Annotated in this window: 16 protein-coding genes; 10 read left to right on the top strand and 6 right to left on the bottom strand. The window is 72.0% G+C overall.

The features are described 5' to 3' along the window. Positions 1-9 precede the first annotated feature (9 nt). Together IT780_RS19045 and IT780_RS19040 are read left to right on the top strand one after the other, a co-directional pair. On the top strand, positions 10-1,023 hold the full coding sequence (locus IT780_RS19045) for a S66 peptidase family protein (RefSeq protein ID WP_199512937.1): 1,014 nt from the start codon (positions 10-12) through the stop codon (positions 1,021-1,023). Between the two features lie 153 nt (positions 1,024-1,176). Next, entirely contained in the window at positions 1,177-1,569 is a 393-nt protein-coding gene (locus IT780_RS19040) for a hypothetical protein (protein ID WP_199512936.1), read from the top strand. 31 nt (positions 1,570-1,600) lie between these two features. Here IT780_RS19040 and IT780_RS19035 read toward each other — a convergent pair whose 3' ends face one another. Then, positions 1,601-3,055, bottom strand: a complete 1,455-nt coding sequence (locus tag IT780_RS19035; RefSeq protein WP_199512935.1) for a helix-turn-helix domain-containing protein — start codon at positions 3,053-3,055, stop codon at positions 1,601-1,603. A gap of 130 nt (positions 3,056-3,185) precedes the next feature. Between IT780_RS19035 and aceA the strand changes: the two genes are divergently transcribed. The 3 genes from aceA to IT780_RS19020 all read left to right on the top strand — a co-directional run bounded on the left by aceA (position 3,186) and on the right by IT780_RS19020 (position 7,751). Further along, positions 3,186-4,475, top strand: coding sequence for an isocitrate lyase (gene aceA / locus IT780_RS19030; protein ID WP_199512934.1), 1,290 nt, complete (start codon positions 3,186-3,188; stop codon positions 4,473-4,475). Next, positions 4,475-6,091: a malate synthase A gene (gene aceB / locus IT780_RS19025; protein ID WP_199512933.1), complete on the top strand. Its 1,617-nt coding sequence runs from the start codon at positions 4,475-4,477 to the stop codon at positions 6,089-6,091. Before aceA ends, aceB begins: the two co-directional genes overlap by 1 nt. A 181-nt stretch (positions 6,092-6,272) precedes the next feature. Then, a complete protein-coding gene (locus IT780_RS19020; RefSeq protein ID WP_199512932.1) occupies positions 6,273-7,751 on the top strand; it encodes a mannitol dehydrogenase family protein in 1,479 nt (492 codons plus the stop codon). On the opposite strand, the gene IT780_RS19015 is transcribed toward IT780_RS19020, so the two are convergent. The 3 genes from IT780_RS19015 to IT780_RS19005 all read right to left on the bottom strand — a co-directional run bounded on the left by IT780_RS19015 (position 7,738) and on the right by IT780_RS19005 (position 11,813). Continuing rightward, positions 7,738-8,400 (bottom strand): HAD family hydrolase, encoded by a 663-nt coding sequence (locus IT780_RS19015; protein ID WP_199512931.1) that lies wholly within the window; start codon positions 8,398-8,400, stop codon positions 7,738-7,740. The genes IT780_RS19020 and IT780_RS19015 overlap by 14 nt on opposite strands. An 82-nt stretch (positions 8,401-8,482) precedes the next feature. Beyond that, on the bottom strand, positions 8,483-10,450 hold the full coding sequence (locus IT780_RS19010; protein ID WP_307831255.1) for a PAS domain S-box protein: 1,968 nt from the start codon (positions 10,448-10,450) through the stop codon (positions 8,483-8,485). Between the two features lie 58 nt (positions 10,451-10,508). Further along, complete coding sequence (locus tag IT780_RS19005) at positions 10,509-11,813, bottom strand: sensor domain-containing phosphodiesterase (RefSeq protein ID WP_233413077.1); 1,305 nt, start codon at positions 11,811-11,813, stop codon at positions 10,509-10,511. Positions 11,814-11,964: 151 nt separating this feature from the next. Between IT780_RS19005 and IT780_RS19000 the strand changes: the two genes are divergently transcribed. Genes IT780_RS19000 through IT780_RS18985 form a run of 4 tightly spaced genes read left to right on the top strand, consistent with a single transcriptional unit; the run spans position 11,965 to position 14,406 of the window. After that, positions 11,965-12,708: a lytic polysaccharide monooxygenase gene (locus tag IT780_RS19000; protein ID WP_199512930.1), complete on the top strand. Its 744-nt coding sequence runs from the start codon at positions 11,965-11,967 to the stop codon at positions 12,706-12,708. Continuing rightward, complete coding sequence (locus IT780_RS18995; RefSeq protein WP_307831254.1) at positions 12,693-13,283, top strand: DUF305 domain-containing protein; 591 nt, start codon at positions 12,693-12,695, stop codon at positions 13,281-13,283. Before IT780_RS19000 ends, IT780_RS18995 begins: the two co-directional genes overlap by 16 nt. A gap of 31 nt (positions 13,284-13,314) precedes the next feature. Beyond that, entirely contained in the window at positions 13,315-13,815 is a 501-nt protein-coding gene (locus tag IT780_RS18990) for a MarR family winged helix-turn-helix transcriptional regulator (protein WP_199512929.1), read from the top strand. A gap of 9 nt (positions 13,816-13,824) precedes the next feature. Beyond that, complete coding sequence (locus tag IT780_RS18985) at positions 13,825-14,406, top strand: GNAT family N-acetyltransferase (RefSeq protein WP_199512928.1); 582 nt, start codon at positions 13,825-13,827, stop codon at positions 14,404-14,406. On the opposite strand, the gene IT780_RS18980 is transcribed toward IT780_RS18985, so the two are convergent. Beyond that, the gene (locus IT780_RS18980; RefSeq protein WP_199512927.1) at positions 14,331-14,990 is read right to left on the bottom strand and encodes an O-methyltransferase; all 660 of its coding nucleotides are present in this window, start codon (positions 14,988-14,990) and stop codon (positions 14,331-14,333) included. The two genes, IT780_RS18985 and IT780_RS18980, sit on opposite strands and share 76 nt — an antisense overlap. Positions 14,991-15,036: 46 nt before the next feature. Here IT780_RS18980 and IT780_RS18975 point away from each other — a divergent pair, with 46 nt between their 5' ends. Then, positions 15,037-15,624: a TetR/AcrR family transcriptional regulator gene (locus IT780_RS18975; RefSeq protein ID WP_307831253.1), complete on the top strand. Its 588-nt coding sequence runs from the start codon at positions 15,037-15,039 to the stop codon at positions 15,622-15,624. Here IT780_RS18975 and IT780_RS18970 read toward each other — a convergent pair. Next, positions 15,587-16,750 carry an outer membrane protein assembly factor BamB family protein gene (locus tag IT780_RS18970; RefSeq protein WP_199512925.1) on the bottom strand — a complete coding sequence of 388 codons (1,164 nt, stop codon included), beginning with the start codon at positions 16,748-16,750 and terminating at the stop codon, positions 15,587-15,589. The genes IT780_RS18975 and IT780_RS18970 overlap by 38 nt on opposite strands. Positions 16,751-16,814: the final 64 nt, after the last annotated feature.

Raw genomic sequence — 16,814 nt, 5'->3', positions numbered from 1 at the left:
ACTGCCCCGGTGATCGCCGCCGAACTGCCGCCCCTGCTTCGGCCCCGTGCGCTCGTACCCGGGGATCTTGTCGTCATCGCGTCGCTGTCCGGGCCGCTGCACGCCGAGTACGAACCCGGCCTTGAACGCGCGGTCGCCGTGCTCGAGCGGATGGGCTTCCGCGTGCGGCGCGCACCGCTGCTCGAAGCGGGACGGCGCCGGTGGTGGAGCGCCGCCCCGCCGGCGGAGATCGCCGAGGAGCTCAACGGCCTGCTGCGCGACCCCGAGGTCCGCGCGATCATCGCGCACGACGGCGGCCAGACCGCGCTGGGCTACCTCGACCTCATCGACGTCGGCGCGATCCTCGCCGACCCCAAACCGATCCTCGGCTACAGCGACATCTCGCTGCTGCACCTCGTGCTGCATGCGCGTACGGGCCTGGTGGGATTCCACGCCGATCTGGCGACGCCGGGCCTGGGCGGTGCCTGGCAGCGCGTGCCCGCCGGGCGCAGGGCGGAGCTCGAGCGGCTCTACTCGACGCTGCTGACGGGTACCGAGCCGCTCGGCGTGCTACCCGCGAGCCCGTCGTGGGAGTGCTGGCGTCCCGGCCGGGCGGAAGGCCGGCTCGTCGGCGGGGTCATCAACCGCATCGTGCTCGCGCAGGCCACGCCGTACGCGTTGCCGCTCGAGCGGTTCGACGGGGCGGTGCTGTTCTGGGAGGAGATGGGCGGGCAGGCCTCGTACGTGTGGAGCTACCTGCACGTGCTGCGGCACTGCGGCATCCTCGACCGGATCGCCGGCATGGTGGTGGGGATCCCGCACGCGATCGACGGCCTCGCGGAGCCGGGCGGGTCGCCGACCTTGCGGGAGATCGTCCTCGACGTGCTGGGCGACCGCGACATCCCCGTCCTGGGCAACGTCGAGGTGGGCCACGCCGGCCCGAACCTGCCGATGCCGGTCGGCATCCGCGCCTCCCTCGACGCCGGGCAGCGCACGCTGTCCCTCCTCGAACCGGCGGTCCGCCCGCCATCCGAAATGGTGTAACAGGTTCTTCTCCATTTGGTGTGAGCTTGCTTGCACCCCATTCCGGCGCCGGCTCTTACGGTGATGTCGAGCCGCTGCGGAGATGACCCTCCCGCGGTTGGACATGGTGCTGCGGGAAGAACCCCGCGGCCGTTATCCGGAGGATGCCGAGAAATGCGAAGCACCGTCCTGGCCGCCACCGCGGTCGCCGCCACCCTGCTCGTCCCCGGCGCCGCTCACGCCGCGCCCGCCCCGACCACCGGCCTGCTGGGCACGTACGGCTTCGGCCGGGCGGAGGTCATCGCCGCCGCAGGTCAGGCCGCCGGTCTGTGGACCGGCGCGCGGGTCCGTCACGGGTTCGCCGGCGACGATCTGATCGTCACGTACCGCCCGCGAAGCGCCGCCGCCGAGACCGAGACGCAGGTCTACACGGCGCTCTTCAACGAGGTCGCCGACCCGAGCGGGGAATGCGAGCGCGTGGGCGCCGACGGCGTCGACCGCAAGGTCTGGACGGCATTCCGCTGTCGCACCGGAATCGCGCCGAATTACACGCTTCTCGTGCGCTGACACCTTTTCCGGCGGCGCCGGGCCGGTCCGATCACGACCCGGCGCGTCGCTGGAGGAATTCGTAGACGTCCTGCTGGTCGACGCCCGGGAACGTGCCCGGGGGCAGCGCCGCCAGCAGGTGGGAGTGGACCCGGGCGCTCGGCCACGCGTTGCCCTCCCACTGCCGCACGAGTTCGGCCGGGGGCCGTCGGCAGCAGTCCGGGTCCGGGCAGCGGGAGACCGTACGCCGGGTGGTGTCGCCACCGCGGAACCAGCGGGCGTGCTCGTACGGCGTGCCGACCGTGACCGAGAACAGGCCCGACCCGGTGGCCTCGACGTGGACGGTGCACCAGTACGTGCCGCCGACCGTGTCGGTGAACTGGTAGAACGACGAGTACGGGTCGGGCGCCTGGAAGACCGTGCGTGACGCCCAGTTGCGGCACACCGGCTGGCCCTCGATCGCCCCGGTGACGTCGGCCGGGAAGCGGACGTTGTCGTTCTCGTACGCCTTGTAGACGGTGCCGCTCTCGTGCACCCGGCAGAAGTGCACCGGGATGCCGAAGTGGTGGGTCGCCAGGTTGGTGAAGCGGTGCGCGGCGGTCTCGTACGAGACGCCGAACGCGTCGCGGAAGTCGTCGATGGCCAGGGCCCGGTCGGCCTTGGCGTCGCGCAGGAAGTCGACGGCGAACTTCTCCGGCATGAGCAGCGCCGCCGCGAAGTAGTTGGCCTCGACGCGCTGGCGCAGGAAGTCGCCGTAGTCGGCCGGGTCGTTGTGGCCGAGCACGAAGTGGCCGAGGGTCTGCAGCACCACCGCGCGCGGGTCGTGGCCCTTGTTGCTGGCCACCTGGGGCAGGAAGATGCGGCGGTTGCGGAGGTCGGTGACCGAGCGGGTGGAGCCGGGCAGGTCCGGCACGTAGTGCAGGGTGAAGCCGAGGTGCGCGGCGATGTCGAGGATGCCGCGCTGCGACAGCGGGCCGGTGGCGTGCTTCACCGACTGCAGCACCTTCGCCGCGGCCTGCTCGACGTCGGCGAAGTAGTTGTCGCGCCGGCGCATCCGCTCGCGCAGCTGCTGGTTGGCGCGGCGGGCCACCTCGGGGGTGGCGCTCTGCTCGGTCAGCAGCCGGGTCAGCTCGCGGTGCAGGCCGATGAGCGACTCGAGCGCGTCGGCCGGGAGCCGCCGCCCGCCGCGCACGACCGGCAGCCCGAGCGCCTGGTAGGCGGGTTCCCGCTGGAAATGGGCCAGCTCGATCTCCAGCCCGGCGCGCCGGCTCGGCGCCTCGGGCTTCAACAGATCCTGCATCGGTACGCCGAGAGCCGCCGCGATCGCCTGCAGGACGCTGAGCTTGGGCTCGCGTTTGCCGTTCTCGATCAGCGACAACTGGGAGGGCGCCCGCCCGACCGCCGCACTGAGCTGGTCCAGGGTCATGTTCTTGGCGCGGCGCAGATGGCGCAGCCGCTGCCCGAGCGTCACGAGATCGACTGAGGTGTCCGTGGGGGAAGCCGTCACGGGATTTGACGCTAGCAGAAATTTCTCACTTCTTCTCCTCACATTTGCCTTCAGCAGGGGTTGTGGACTGCGCAACAGTCGAGTTCTTCCACCGGAGAGCAGGCCGGGTAGTAGGAAAGGAATCCTTGAGATGACTGATCAGCTGACCGAAGTCAGGGGCGGTACCGCCGCGGACCTCACTCGGGCGTGGGCCGGCGATCCCCGTTGGCTCGGCGTGAAGCGTGACTACACCGCCCAGGACGTCGTGCGACTGCGCGGGACTTTGCAGGAGCGGCACACCCTCGCCGAGCGCGGGGCCCAGCGGCTGTGGGAGCTGCTGCACGACGAGGAGTACATCAACGCGCTCGGCGCCCTCACCGGCGGCCAGGCGGTGCAGATGGTCCGCGCGGGCCTCAAGGCCATCTACCTCTCCGGCTGGCAGGTGGCGGCGGACGCCAACCTGTCCGGGCACACGTACCCGGACCAGAGCCTGTACCCGGCGAACTCGGTGCCGGCCGTGGTGCGCCGGATCAACAACGCGCTGCTGCGCGCCGACCAGATCGACACCGCCGCGGGCCGGCACGAGCGCGACTGGTTCGCGCCGATCGTGGCCGACGCCGAGGCCGGCTTCGGCGGACCGCTCAACGCGTTCGAGCTGATGAAGGCGATGATCGCCGCCGGTGCCGCGGGCGTGCACTGGGAGGACCAGCTGGCGTCCGAGAAGAAGTGCGGCCACCTCGGCGGGAAGGTGCTCATCCCGACCGGCCAGCACATCCGTACGCTCAACGCCGCGCGGCTGGCCGCGGACGTCGCCGGGGTGCCGAGCGTCGTCATCGCCCGTACCGACGCGCTCGCCGCGGATCTGCTCACCACCGACGTGGACGAGCGGGACAAGCCGTTCCTCACCGGGGAGCGCACCGCCGAGGGCTTCTTCCGGGTGCGCAGCGGACCCGAGGCGGCCATCTCCCGCGGCGTCGCGTACGCCGACTACGCCGACCTGCTGTGGGTGGAGACCGGCAAGCCGGACCTCGAGTTCGCCAAGCAGTTCGCCGAGGCCGTGCACAAGGTGCACCCGGACAAGATGCTCGCGTACAACTGCTCGCCGTCGTTCAACTGGAAGCGCAACCTCGACGACGCCACGATCGCGCGGTTCCAGAAGGAGCTCGGCGCGATGGGCTACAAGTTCCAGTTCGTCACGCTGGCCGGCTTCCACGCCCTCAACCACTCGATGTTCGAGCTGGCCAAGGGCTACTCGACGACCGGCATGAGCGCGTACGTGAAGCTGCAGGAGGCCGAGTTCGCGGCCGAGTCCGAGGGTTACACCGCGACCAAGCACCAGGCCGAGGTCGGCACCGGCTACTTCGACGCCGTCTCGACCGCGCTGAACCCGGAGAGCTCGACCACCGCGCTGTCCGGCTCGACCGAGGAGGAGCAGTTCTGATGGGCGGCGAAGAGGTCACGATCTGCGGCGAGAGCCAGGGCCGGTACGCCGAGATCCTCACCCCCGAGGCGATCGACTTCGTCGTGGCGCTGGACCAGGAGTTCGGCGCCCGCCGGGTGCAGCTGCTGGAGCGGCGCCGCCGCCGGCGGGCCACCCGCACCACGGAGCTCGACTTCCTGCCGTCGACCGAGGCGATCCGCAAGGACGACTCGTGGACGGTCGCGCCCCCGGCCGAGGACCTGATGGACCGCCGGGTGGAGATCACCGGGCCGCCCGAGCGCAAGATGACGATCAACGCGCTGAACTCCGGCGCGAAGGTGTGGATGGCCGACTTCGAGGACGCCACCGCGCCGACCTGGGAGAACGTGATCACCGGGCAGCTGAACCTGCGCGACGCGCTGGACGGCAAGCTCGACTACACCGCCCCGGACGGGCGCGAGTACAAGGTCGGCGACACCGTTCCGACCATCATGGTCCGCCCGCGCGGCTGGCACCTGCCGGAGTGCCACCTGCGGATCGGCGGGCGCGCGGTGTCGGCGTCGCTGTTCGACTTCGGCATGTACCTGTTCCACTGCGGGCGCAAGCAGATCGACCGCGACAGCGGGCCGTACTTCTACCTGCCGAAGCTCGAGAGCCACCTCGAGGCGCGGCTGTGGAACGACGTGTTCGTCTTCGCCCAGCAGGCGCTCGGCATCCCGCGCGGCACGATCCGGGCGACGGTGCTGATCGAGACGATCACCGCGGCCTTCGAGATGGACGAGATCCTGTACGAGCTGCGCGAGCACTCGGCGGGGCTCAACGCGGGCCGGTGGGACTACCTGTTCAGCATGATCAAGAACCGGCCGGACGTGGTGCTGCCCGAGCGCTCGCAGGTCACGATGACCGCGCCGTTCATGCGGGCGTACACGGAACTGCTGGTCAAGACCTGCCACCGGCGCGGGGCCCACGCGATCGGCGGCATGGCCGCCGTCGTGCCCAGCCGCGACCCGGTCGCCGCGAAGCGGGCGCTCAACCAGGTCCGGCAGGACAAGCGGCGCGAGGTCGGCGACGGCTTCGACGGCTCCTGGGTCGCGCACCCGGGCCTGGTGGAGACCTGCAGGGAGGTCTTCGACCAGTGGCTGGGCTTCGAGCCGCACCAGATCGTGCGCCGCCGCGACGACGTGCGCGTCACGGCCAAGGAGCTGCTGGACGTCAAGGAGACGGCGGTCGCCGTCACCGAGGTGGCTCTGCGCACCAACGTCAGCGTGGCGCTGCGGTACGTCGCCGCGTGGCTCGGCGGCCAGGGCGCGGTGGCGCTCGGCGGCCTGATGGAGGACGCGGCGACCGCCGAGATCTGCCGGGCCCAGCTCTGGCAGTGGATCTCGCACGGCACCCCCACCGACTACGGCGTGCCGGTCACGGCGGGCCTGGTCACCCGGATGCTGCGCGAGGAACTCGACGTGCTCGCCGAGACCGGCGCCCTGGACGAGGACGCCGCCCGCTGCTTCGGGCAGGCCCGCACCCTGCTCACGGTCCTGCTGACCGAGCGGACCTGCCCGGAATTTCTCACCCTGCCCGCGTACCTGCGGCACATGACCGGTGACAAGCCGGCGCCGGCGCCGGCCCTGACGGTCTGACCGGCGGCGATACCTGCGGCCCGGCGGCGATGCGCCGCCGGGCCGTGACCGTTGCCGCGGCGCGGATGCCCGGGTTCATCGACGGTGAAAAGATCCTGGTCGCCGGGCCCGCGCGGGGGCCCGCTCCGGGTGCGATGCTGGGGTCGGAAGGCCCGTCGAGCAGCGCTGGGAGGACCCACCGATGTTGCCGCTGACTGCCCAGAACCTGTCGTCCCTGCCGGACGACCTGCCCGTGCCGTCGTACGACCGGGCGGCCCTGCGGACGGGGATCGTGCACTTCGGCGTCGGCGGCTTCCACCGAGCCCACGAGGCCATGTACCTCGACCGCCTGATGACCGGCGGCAAGGCGCTGGACTGGGCGATCTGCGGTGTCGGGGTGATGCCGGCCGACCGGCGGATGCGCGACGCGCTCGTGGCCCAGGACGGCCTCTACACGCTGGTCGTCAAGGCCCCCGACGGCACCCTCGACGCGCGGGTCATCGGCTCCATCAAGGAATACCTGTACGCGCCGGACGACCCGGAGGCGGTCATCGAGAAGATGGCGGCGCCCCAGACCCGGATCGTCTCGCTGACCGTCACCGAGGGCGGCTACAACTTCAACGCGGTCACCGGGGAGTTCGTCGCCGACAACCCCGACGTGCAGCACGACCTGCGCCCGGGTGCCGCGCCGAAGACCACGTTCGGGCTCATCACCGAGGCGCTGGCCCGCCGCCGCGAGCGGGGCGTACCGCCCTTCACGATCATGAGCTGCGACAACATCCAGGGCAACGGGCACGCCGCCCGGCGCAGCTTCGTCGCGTTCGCCACGCTGCGCGACCCCGAGCTCGGCGCGCACGTCGAGCAGCACGTCGCGTTCCCCAACAGCATGGTGGACCGCATCACGCCGGTCACCACCGACGAGGACCGCGAGGAGGTCCGCAAACGGTACGGCGTCGACGACGCCTGGCCGGTGGTGTGCGAGCCGTTCACCCAGTGGACGCTCGAGGACGTCTTCGGTCAGGGCCGGCCCCCGTTCGAGGACGCCGGGGTGCAGGTGGTCGCGGACGTCGAGCCGTACGAGCTGATGAAGCTGCGCCTGCTCAACGCCAGCCACCAGGCGCTCTGCTACTTCGGTTACCTCAGCGGCTACCGGCTCGTCCACGACGTCGCGCAGGACCCGCTGTTCGCCGGCTTCCTGCTGGCGTACATGGACCGCGAGGCCACGCCCACGCTGGAGCCGGTCCCGGGCATCGACCTGGACGAGTACAAGCACCAGCTCATCGACCGCTTCTCCAACGCGCAGGTCCGCGACACGGTCGCCCGGCTGTGCGCCGAGAGCTCCGACCGCATCCCCAAGTGGCTGCTCCCGGTCATCCGCCACAACCTCGACACCGGCGGCGAGATCCTGCGCTCGACCGCGGTCGTGGCCTCCTGGGCCCGCTACGCCGAGGGCGTCGACGAGCACGGGCAGCCGATCGAGGTGGTGGACCGGTTCGCGGACACGCTGGTGCCGCTCGCCCGCCGCCAGCGCGAGGAACCGCTGGCCTTCATCGCCAACCGCGAGCTGTTCGGTGCCCTCGCCGAGAACGAACGGTTCGTGTCGACGTACCGATCGGTGCTGGCGTCGCTGCACAACAAGGGCGCGCGGGCCACCCTCGAGGAGCTGGCTACCGCGTCCTGAGCAGTCCCGGCAGCTCGCCGATCGCGGCGAGCGTCGGCCCGGGCCACAGCGGATCGGTGTCGTTGAGCTCGGTGATGCGCAGCGCGGGCAGCCCGGCCGCGGCCGCCCCGGCCAGCTCGCCGTCGGCGCCGTCGCCGACATAGAGGCAGTCCGCCGGGCCGGCGCCGAGCCGGTCGATGGCGATCCGGTAGATCGCCGGGTCGGGCTTGGCCACCCCGGCCTCGCAGGAGAACACGACGACGTCGAAGCGGCCGGCCAGCGGGCTGCCCGGCCAAGCCTCGGCGGTGTCCGAGGTGGCGTTGCTGACGAGCGCCAACGGATGCCCGCCGGCGCGCAGCGCGTCGAGCACCCGCAGGGTCGAGGAGGGCACCGCATGCAGGACCCGGCGGGCGAGGGCGCGCCGATGCTCTCCGGCGCGCGCCACCTGCTCGTCGGTCGGGTCCACGCCGAGGCGTGCACAGAGGATGCGGATGGTGTCCTCCACGCTCCACCGCACGATCCGCTCGCGCCAACTGCCGTGGTACGCCGAAACCAGCGCGTCGGGGGCAACGTCCACCATGGCCGCCATCTCAGCGACAACCCGGTCCCGTTCCTCGTCGGCGCCGTGCACGAGCGTGTGGTAGAGGTCGAAGATCACCGGGCGTGGCATGGCCGCGATGCTACCGAGACGGTCGCGGGCTACCAGGGCGACCGGGCTGTGCGGGCCCGCGCCACGGGCGCCCGGGGCCTGGTCAGAGACGGGTCGGCGCGTTGGTGCCCCGGTGCGTCGAAGCGATCTTGTAGAGCAGGTCGGCGGCACTGAACGGCTTCTCGATGAAGGCGATGTCCTCGTCGATGACGTGGGTCGTGCCGAGAAGTCCGTTGCTGTAACCGGACATGTAGACGACGGGCAGTCCCGGGTCACGGTGGTGCAGGATCTCGGCCAGGCGCGGCCCCGACATCTCGGGCATGATCACGTCGGTGAGCAGCGCGTCACAGCCGTGCTGGTCGTACAGGTCCAGCGCCTCGCGGCCGTCGGTGGCGGCGACCACGTGGTAACCGCCGTCGGTCAGGATGCGGGCGACGACGCGGGCCAGCGCCGGTTCGTCCTCCACCACCAGCACCGTACGGCCGTCACCCCGCGGCGGCGGTGCCTGCGAGATGGCGTCCGAGCCGGTCTCCGGTACGGCCGCAGACAGGGGCAGATAGACGCGGAAGGTGGTTCCGAGGCCCGGCTCGGAGTAGACGTTGATGCAGCCGCCGGCCTCGGTGACGATGCCGTAGACGGTCGCCAGCCCCAGCCCGGTGCCGCGGCCGGGCTGCTTGGTCGTGTAGAAGGGTTCGAAGACGCGGGCGGCCGTCTCGGGTGACATGCCCTCGCCGGTGTCGCTGACCACGAGCCGGGCATAGGAACCGGCGGGCAACGACGGCTGCATGTTGACCTCGTTGCCGTCGAGGGTGGCGGTGTTCGCCTCCACCACGAGGGTGCCCCCGCCCGGCATGGCGTCGCGGCCGTTGAGGGCGAGGTTGAGCAGCACCTGCTGCAGTTGGCCCGGGTCGGCGTGCACGATCAGCGGCTGCCGCGCCGGTATGGAGATCAGCGTGATGTGCTCGCCGATCGTGCGCTCCAGCATCGCGTGGACCTCGGTTATCGAGGCGTTGACGTCGATGTCCCGCGGCTGGATGGCGTCGCCGCGGGTGAAGGTGAGCAGCTGGCTGGTCAGGTTGCTGGCGCGGTCGACGGCCGTGCGGACCTGGCGCAGGTCGTCCCTGACGTCCGGCCGGTCGGCGACCTGGTCGATGGCGAAGTCGGTGTAGTTGCCGATGATCGCCAGGAGGTTGTTGAAGTCGTGGGCCACCCCGCCGGCCAGCTTGCCGAGGCTCTCCATCCGCTGCGCCCGGTTGGTGCGCTCCTCGATGGCGCGCTGCCGCTCGGCGGCCTCCTTGGCGGCGGTGATGTCGCGGGCGATCGCCGACACCCCGATCACGGTCCCGGTCTGGTCGACGATCGGGGTGACCGTCAGGGCGAGGTCGACCGGAGCCCCGTCCTTGCGCAGCCGGCGGGCCTCGTAGCTCTGACCGCCCTGCCCGTGGCGGATGCGGGAGAGCACCTCGGACTGCTGCTCGGTGCCCGGCTGGTCGGTCAGGATCGTGGCGGGCCGGCCGAGCATCTCCGCCGCGGCGTAGCCGAAGACCTTCTCCGCGCCGTGGTTCCACGCGGTGATGAGGCCCTCCGGGGTCAAACCGACGATCGCGTCATCGCTGTGCTCCACCACGGTCGCCAGGGTGGCGCGCTGGGCCTCCGCCACGTCACGGGCGGCGCGTTCCCGCTCCGCCGCCTGGTCGAGGCGGCTCTGGCCCCACGGGTCGACGTAGATGGCGCCCTTGCCGAGCAGGACGCCGTACCCGCGTCGCAGCGTCCAGTAGTAGACGCCCACGGCGGCGGTCAGCATGTCCCATCCGGCGGACGCCCAGGACCAGCCCGCCGTCGAGCTCGCCGGGTGGCCCATGGCCGCGTTCTCGATGAGCGTCCCGTACGCCATCACCCCGTGCAACGCGTGCCCCACCGCGCAGCTGAAGAAGATCATCGAGGTGGCGACGGCCAGCTTGTTGGTCCGCAGCTGACCGGCGCGCGCGACCGGCACCACGATCGCCGTCGTGATCGCCGCGTACGCGACCGTGATGACCATGTTGGCGAGCAGGAAGACCTGATCCGGCACAGTCTTCTCTTCGGTGCGGTCCGGGACTTTCTGAGGTGCGTCCGCGGTGCGGATCCTGCTACGCCAGAACGAGGCCGAGGGCCGCCGCGCGGACCGGGGTGATCCACTGGAGCAGGGACCGGGCCGCCGCCACCACGAGGTCGCGGTTGTGGGTGACCGCGAACGAGAAGCGGCGTTCCGCTTCCGGGCCGGTGTCGCCCAGGTCGCGCGCCACCAGGGCGACCGAGCGGTGCGGGCCGACGACGATGACGTTCCATTCGCCGCGCAGCGGGTCGTCGCCCTGCAGGCCCGCGCCGCGGACGCCCGGGGCCGGTTCGGCCGCCAGTCCGACGCCGAAGGCGGCGACGAACGGGCTGGCGGTGGCGATGCGGGCGAAGCGGCGGGCGGTCGCCGGGCCGAAGTGGCGGGCGTCCTGGAAGCAGGCGAGCAGCACCTGACCTCCGTCGGCGAGGGCCTCGATGTGGTGGCTGATCGGCATCAGCACCGACTTCGTGGTCTCCACCACCGGGCGGTGCGCGGCGACGATCTCGTACGGCGTCCCGGAAGCGGCCGCGGGCGCGCAGACCGGTGGCAGGGGAGCGGTGCGCGCCGGGGGAGTGGCGGGCAGCGGTGCGGGCCGGCCGTAGTACCAGCCCTGGGCCACGGTGGCGCCCATGGTGCGGGCGGTGAGCTCGTGCTCGACGGTCTCCACGCCCTCGGCGAGGATGGTCGCGCCGCTGGCCTCCGCGTACGCCCCGACGGCCGCGACGACCTCGGCGGTGTGCCGTTCGGTGGGCGCGTGCAGCAGCGACATGTCGAGTTTGACGACGTCGGGGTGGACGAACGGCATCAGGGCCAGCGACATGGGGTCCGCGCCGACGTCGTCGAGGGCCACGCCCCAGCCCGCCGCCCGGCAGCTCGTCGTGGCGGCCAGCAGGCCGGACGGGTCGTCGGCGAGCGCGCGTTCGGTCATCTCGGTGACCACGTGCAGGTGCCGCTGCGCCTCGTCGACCACCCCGGCGAGGTCGGGCGGGCAGGGCGTACGCCAGGACGCCGGCTCCATGTTCACGAACAGCGCCGTCCGCAGGTCCGCCGCGAGCGCCGCGCGGTACGCCGCCGCCCGGCACACCCAGTCGAGCTCGCTGTCGCGGCCGGCCGTACGGGCGGCCGCGAACAGGGCGGCGGGGGATTCCCACGGGGTGCCCACCGGTCCGCGGCTCAGCGCCTCGTAGCCGACGAGGTCGCCGGTGGCGAGCGAGATCAGCGGCTGGAAGACGGGAGTGATGGCCCGGGAGTCGATCACGTCGTGGATGTCCGGCACCTTGTCGATATCGGCAGCGACGGGCGGCACCTTAACGGCGGGCCGGGGCGGCGTCGCACGCATCGAAATTCTTGATTAGATCCCTTTACTGTTAACAAGCTTTAACTTATGTTGAGCAAACAGCCGGGGAGGTCCCCCATGCGTCCCCGGTTCCCCGCGGCGGGTCGGCCGCCCCCACGCCCGGCCTGCCGTCCCCCATGAAGAGGAGACCTTCATGAGACGCAGAATCACCCTCCCCCTCCTGAGCGTCGCGGCCATCGGCGCCTCCCTGTTCGTCGCCGTGGCCCCCGCCTCGGCGCACGGCTACATCTCCTCGCCCCCCAGCCGCCAGGCCAACTGCGCCAGCGGGGCCGTACCCAACTGCGGCGACATCGTCTACGAACCGCAGAGCGTGGAGGCCCCCAAGGGCTCCATGCAGTGCAACGGCGGCGGCAGCCGCTTCGCCGTGCTCAACGACAACAGCAGGAACTGGCCCGCCGCCTCGGTCGGCACGTCGGTGACGTTCAACTGGGTGCTCACCGCCCGGCACGCCACCAGCACGTGGGAGTACTTCATCGGCGGCACGCGGCTCGCCTCCTTCAACGACGGCGGCGCTCAGCCGGGGGCCACCAAGTCGCACACCGTCAGCATGGGCAGCTTCCGCGGCCGGCAGACCGTACTCGCCCGGTGGAACATCGCCGACACGGCCAATGCGTTCTACGCCTGCGTCGACCTGAACATCGGCGGTGGCGGGACCACGCCGCCGCCCACCACGCCGCCTCCGACGAACCCGCCGACCACGCCGCCGACCACGCCGCCCACCCAGCCGCCCGCCGGCGGGACGTGGCAGGCGGGGACGGCGTACGCGGCCGGGAGCGTGGTGACCTACGGCGGTGCGACGTACCGCTGCCGGCAGGCGCACACCGCGCTGGCCGGGTGGGAGCCGCCGAACGTGCCGGCGCTGTGGGAACGGATCTGACGACGTACCCGGGGCGGGTCCGCGGTCGTGGATCCGCCCTGCCCGTCGTGGCCGCGGTCGTGCTGATGCTGCTCGCCGCGTGCGGCGCGGCACCGGCCGCGCCGCCGCCCGCGTACAACGCGACCGACGTGATGTTCCTCCAGATGAGTGTGGAGTACGTCCGGCAGGGCGAGCTTGTCGTGGCGCCGGCCGCTCAGGGCGCCGCCGACACCCGGGTCCGTGCGCTCGCCGCCGAGCTGCGTGACCAGTGGCGCGACGAGGTGCAGACCATGCAGCGCTGGCTGACCGGCTGGCAGCAGCCGCCCTCGGCCGATCCGGACACCGGAGTGCATGCCGGCCACGGCGACCTGCATTCGCTGCGCGACGCCGACATCGGCGAGCTGGCCGCGGCCCACGGTGCGGCTTTCGACCGTACGGCGGTCAGCCTGCTCCTCGGTCATCTGCACAACTGTGTCGAGGTGGCCCGCATGGAGCTCGCGGGCGGGCAGTACCCACCGGCCAGGGCGCTCGCCGAGCGGATGACCGCGGCGCGGCAGGACCAGATCCGCCGCCTGCTCGCGCTCGCCGCCTCCTAGTTGAAGCTTCAAACCGACGTACGATGGGGCGGTGAGCGCCGAACCCACCCGATGGCTGAGCGCCGGCGAGCTCGAGTCCTGGCTGCCGGTCGGCGGCCTGCTCCTGCGCCTCCCGGCGGCCCTCGACGCGCAGATGCAGCGCGACTCCGGCCTGAGCCACTTCGAATACCTCGTGCTGGCCAACCTCTCCGAGGCGCCGCAGCGCACCCGCCGGATGAGCGAGCTGGCGGCGCTGGCCAACGGCTCGCTGTCGCGACTGTCGCACGTGGTCAAGCGTCTCGAGGGCCGCGGCTGGGTCGAGCGGACGACCTGCCCGCGGGACGGCCGCTACACCAACGCCGTGCTGACCGAGGCGGGCTGGGAGAAGGTGCGGCAGAGCGCGCCGGGCCACGTCGCGGCCGTGCGGGAGCTCGTGCTCGACGCGCTCAGCGACGACGACCTGGCCCGGCTCGGCGACATGGCCCGGCGCATCATGTCCCGCATCGCGGCGGACGACGCGGGCCGGGTCGCGGGACCGGACGGTCGCGCCTAACCTGGCCCCGTGCCCGAGTTGATCGCCCCCACCGCCCGCCTGCACGACAGCTGGCTCGCCGCCCGCGACGACTGGGGGCGCGGCGTGCACCAGGACGGCTCCGGCCTGCGCCCCGGCGACGACGTCGACACGCCGGACGGCTTCGCGGCGTTCGTCCGCAAGCTCCTGCGCGAGTCGGATCCGGCCGTCCCGCCGGTGCCGGGCTGGGTGCACTGCACCTACTGGTGGATGGCCGAGGGCGACGAGGTGCTGGGCACGATCGCGCTGCGGCACGAGCTCAACGACTTCCTGCTCGAGGCCGGCGGTCACATCGGGTACGGCGTACGCCCCAGTGCACGCCGGCGTGGCCTGGCGTCGTGGGCGCTCGCGGGCGTGCTGCCGTACGCGAAGAACCTTGGTCTGGATCGGGTGCTGGTGACCTGCAACGAGGCGAACGAGGCCTCCCGCCGCACGATCGAGCGCACCGGCGGCGTGCTGGAGGACGTCCGCGACACGGAGATCGGCCGGGTCCGCCGTTACTGGATCGCGGTCGCGGGGGACCAGCAGCTCAGCTCCATGCCGTCGGCGACGGGGAAGTCCACGCTGACGTAGCCGTTCGCCGGGTCGCGCACGTACGCCAGATAGCCGGCCATGCTCGCGAACGTGGTGTCGTCGGCGACGACGAGGGCGCCCGGGCGCAGCCGGGGTTCCAGCAGGCGCAGGACCGGCAGGCAGAGGTCCTTCCAGCCGTCGAGCAGCACGAGGTCGACGGGCCCGGCGACCTCGGCCAGCGTCCGCAGCGCGTCGCCGGGCAGGATCGTGACGACGCCGGCCAGCCCGGCCTCGGCCAGGTTGGCGCCGGCCGCGGCCACCTTCGCCGCGCTGAGCTCGGTGGTGTAGACGTGCCCGAAGCCGTTGTCGGTGACCGCGGCGGCCAGGTAGAGCGTGGAGATGCCGTACGACGTGCCGAACTCGACGACCGTGCCGGGCCGGCTGGTCCGGACGAGCGAGTAGAGCAGCTCTCCGCCGCGCGGCGAGACCGGCATGTAGACGTCGTGGAGCGCGTCGGCGCGCTCCTGGGCCGTGGCCGTGTCGAAGTCGAGGTCCGGGTGGTCGAGGAGGTCGTCCCGCCAGGCGGCGGTGAAGAGCCGGTCGAGGACGGCCGCGGCGGGTGACTGTGTCAGAGTGGTCGGCATGGCGGCTACGCTAGACGCAACGTTGCGTCTAGGCAAGGGAGGCGAAGTGGAACACCGGGGCAACCGGCACGGGCGCAGCGAACAGGCCCGGCAGAACGTGCTGCTCGCGGCGGACGACCTGCTGGTGGAGAAGGGCTTCGCCGGGCTGACCATCGAGGGCATCGCCGCGCGGGCCGGGGTGGCGAAGCAGACCATCTACCGCTGGTGGCCGTCCAAGACCGACGTGCTGATGGACGCGTTCATCCAGGACTCCGCCGAGGACCTGGAACCGCAGGACACCGGCAGCCTCGCCGGCGACCTGCGCGAGTACCTCACCCGGCTCGCCGCGTACCTGGTGGAGTCGGACGCGGGTGCGGTGTTCCGGGCGCTGACCGGTCAGGCGCAGCACGACCCGGCGCTGGCCGCGCGGCTGCGCGAGGAGCACCTGACCCATCAGCGGGCCCGCGACCGCAGACCGCTCGAGCGCGCGGTGGCGCGCGGCGAACTGCCCGCGGACGCGGACCTCGACGTGCTGGTGGACCGGCTGGTCGGCCCGATCTACTACCGGGTGCTCGTGACCGGCGAGCCGGTCGGCGCGGCGCTGGTGGAGGAGCTCATCACGGCGTGTACGCCCGGACCGTCCGGCCGTTCGTGACGTACAGGCGGCCGCCCGCGACCACGACGTGCCGGGTCGCCGTGCCGAAGGGGCGGATCGTCGTCCCGCTGGTCGGCGCGAGGACCAGCAGCTTGGTGCCGCTGGTGGCGTAGAGGAGACCGCCGGCGCGCACCAGGTTCCCCGGGGTGGCCAGCTTCCGCGTCCACAGCAGCTTGCCGTTCTTCGGGTCGTACGCGTTGATCCGCCCGGCCGAGGCGACGTAGACCCGCCGGCCGTCGGTGGCCAGGTCGCCCGACTCGTGCTTGACCGTCCACAGTGTTTTCCCGCTGCCAGTGGCCAGCGCGCGCAGGCCCGGCGTCCCGGAGACGTAGTACTGGGCGCGAGCCGGATCGGCGGCGCTCGCCGAGTAGCGCAGGCCGGTCATCCACGGCCCCGTGCCCGTGGCGATGGACACCGCCTCGGTGTACGCGGTGCGCGTCCCGGCCAGCAGGATCCGCCCGCCCGACGAGACCGGCCCGGCGAGGACGGCGTTCGGACGGCTCCACAGCGAAGCACCGTCGGACAGGCGGAACGCCTCGACCCCGTGCTCCTCGCCGTCGCAGGTACCGCAGAAGCCGGACACGGCCACCGTGCCGGCGTCGACGACCACGGTGTCGGTCGTCCACCAGGTGAGGCTGCTCCACCGTTCGGCGCCCGTGGCGGCGTCGAGCGCGATGACGTTGCTGTCGTAGTTGCTGTTCGAGAAACAGTTGATGTCCGTGACGACGACCGTGCCGCCGGCCACGGCCAGGCCGGTGGCCTCCAGATACCCGGCGGTGTACGCCCACAGCCGCTTGCCGGTCTTCGTGTCGTACGCGCCGACCCCGTTGCCGTCGGGCTCCAGCACGAACATCCGGCCGCCCACGACGACGGGGGCGACCGGGTCCAGCGGGCAGCTGTCCGGTCCCGCCTTCGGGGTGACGGTCCAGCGGGTCTTGAGCTTGCCCACTGTCGACGAGTTGATGACGGACTCGGCCGGGTTGTACGACGTGTGGCCGGGACCGTAGCCGTCCTGGGCCCAGTTCGCCGTCGGCGCTGCGGCGTTGGAGGGTGACGAAGGCAGGACGAGGCCGGCGAGGACGGTCGCCAGGGCGAGGCCGAAGCGGCCGGTTCGGGTGAGCTGCATGGCCACGATCGTCGGCAAAGATCATCCCGCGCGGGCCGGGTTGCCCGACCCGGTGCGAGATTCG

The organism is Nucisporomicrobium flavum (assembly GCF_016464385.1).
GTDB classification, from domain to species: Bacteria; Actinomycetota; Actinomycetes; order Mycobacteriales; family Micromonosporaceae; genus Actinoplanes; species Actinoplanes flavus_A.
Note: the sequence above shows the minus strand (reverse complement) of the source record. Positions and strands in the feature narration are given on the sequence as shown.

What these genes read in the sequence shown, in the direction of transcription:
- IT780_RS19040 (WP_199512936.1), top strand. Translation starts at nt 1,177, where the DNA reads ATGCGAAGCACCGTCCTGGCCGCCACCGCGGTCGCCGCCACCCTGCTC.
- aceA (WP_199512934.1), top strand. Translation starts at nt 3,186, where the DNA reads ATGACTGATCAGCTGACCGAAGTCAGGGGCGGTACCGCCGCGGACCTC.
- aceB (WP_199512933.1), top strand. Translation starts at nt 4,475, where the DNA reads ATGGGCGGCGAAGAGGTCACGATCTGCGGCGAGAGCCAGGGCCGGTAC.
- IT780_RS19020 (WP_199512932.1), top strand. Translation starts at nt 6,273, where the DNA reads ATGTTGCCGCTGACTGCCCAGAACCTGTCGTCCCTGCCGGACGACCTG.
- IT780_RS19015 (WP_199512931.1), bottom strand. Translation starts at nt 8,400, where the DNA reads ATGCCACGCCCGGTGATCTTCGACCTCTACCACACGCTCGTGCACGGC.
- IT780_RS19005 (WP_233413077.1), bottom strand. Translation starts at nt 11,813, where the DNA reads ATGCGTGCGACGCCGCCCCGGCCCGCCGTTAAGGTGCCGCCCGTCGCT.
- IT780_RS19000 (WP_199512930.1), top strand. Translation starts at nt 11,965, where the DNA reads ATGAGACGCAGAATCACCCTCCCCCTCCTGAGCGTCGCGGCCATCGGC.
- IT780_RS18980 (WP_199512927.1), bottom strand. Translation starts at nt 14,990, where the DNA reads ATGCCGACCACTCTGACACAGTCACCCGCCGCGGCCGTCCTCGACCGG.
- IT780_RS18970 (WP_199512925.1), bottom strand. Translation starts at nt 16,750, where the DNA reads ATGCAGCTCACCCGAACCGGCCGCTTCGGCCTCGCCCTGGCGACCGTC.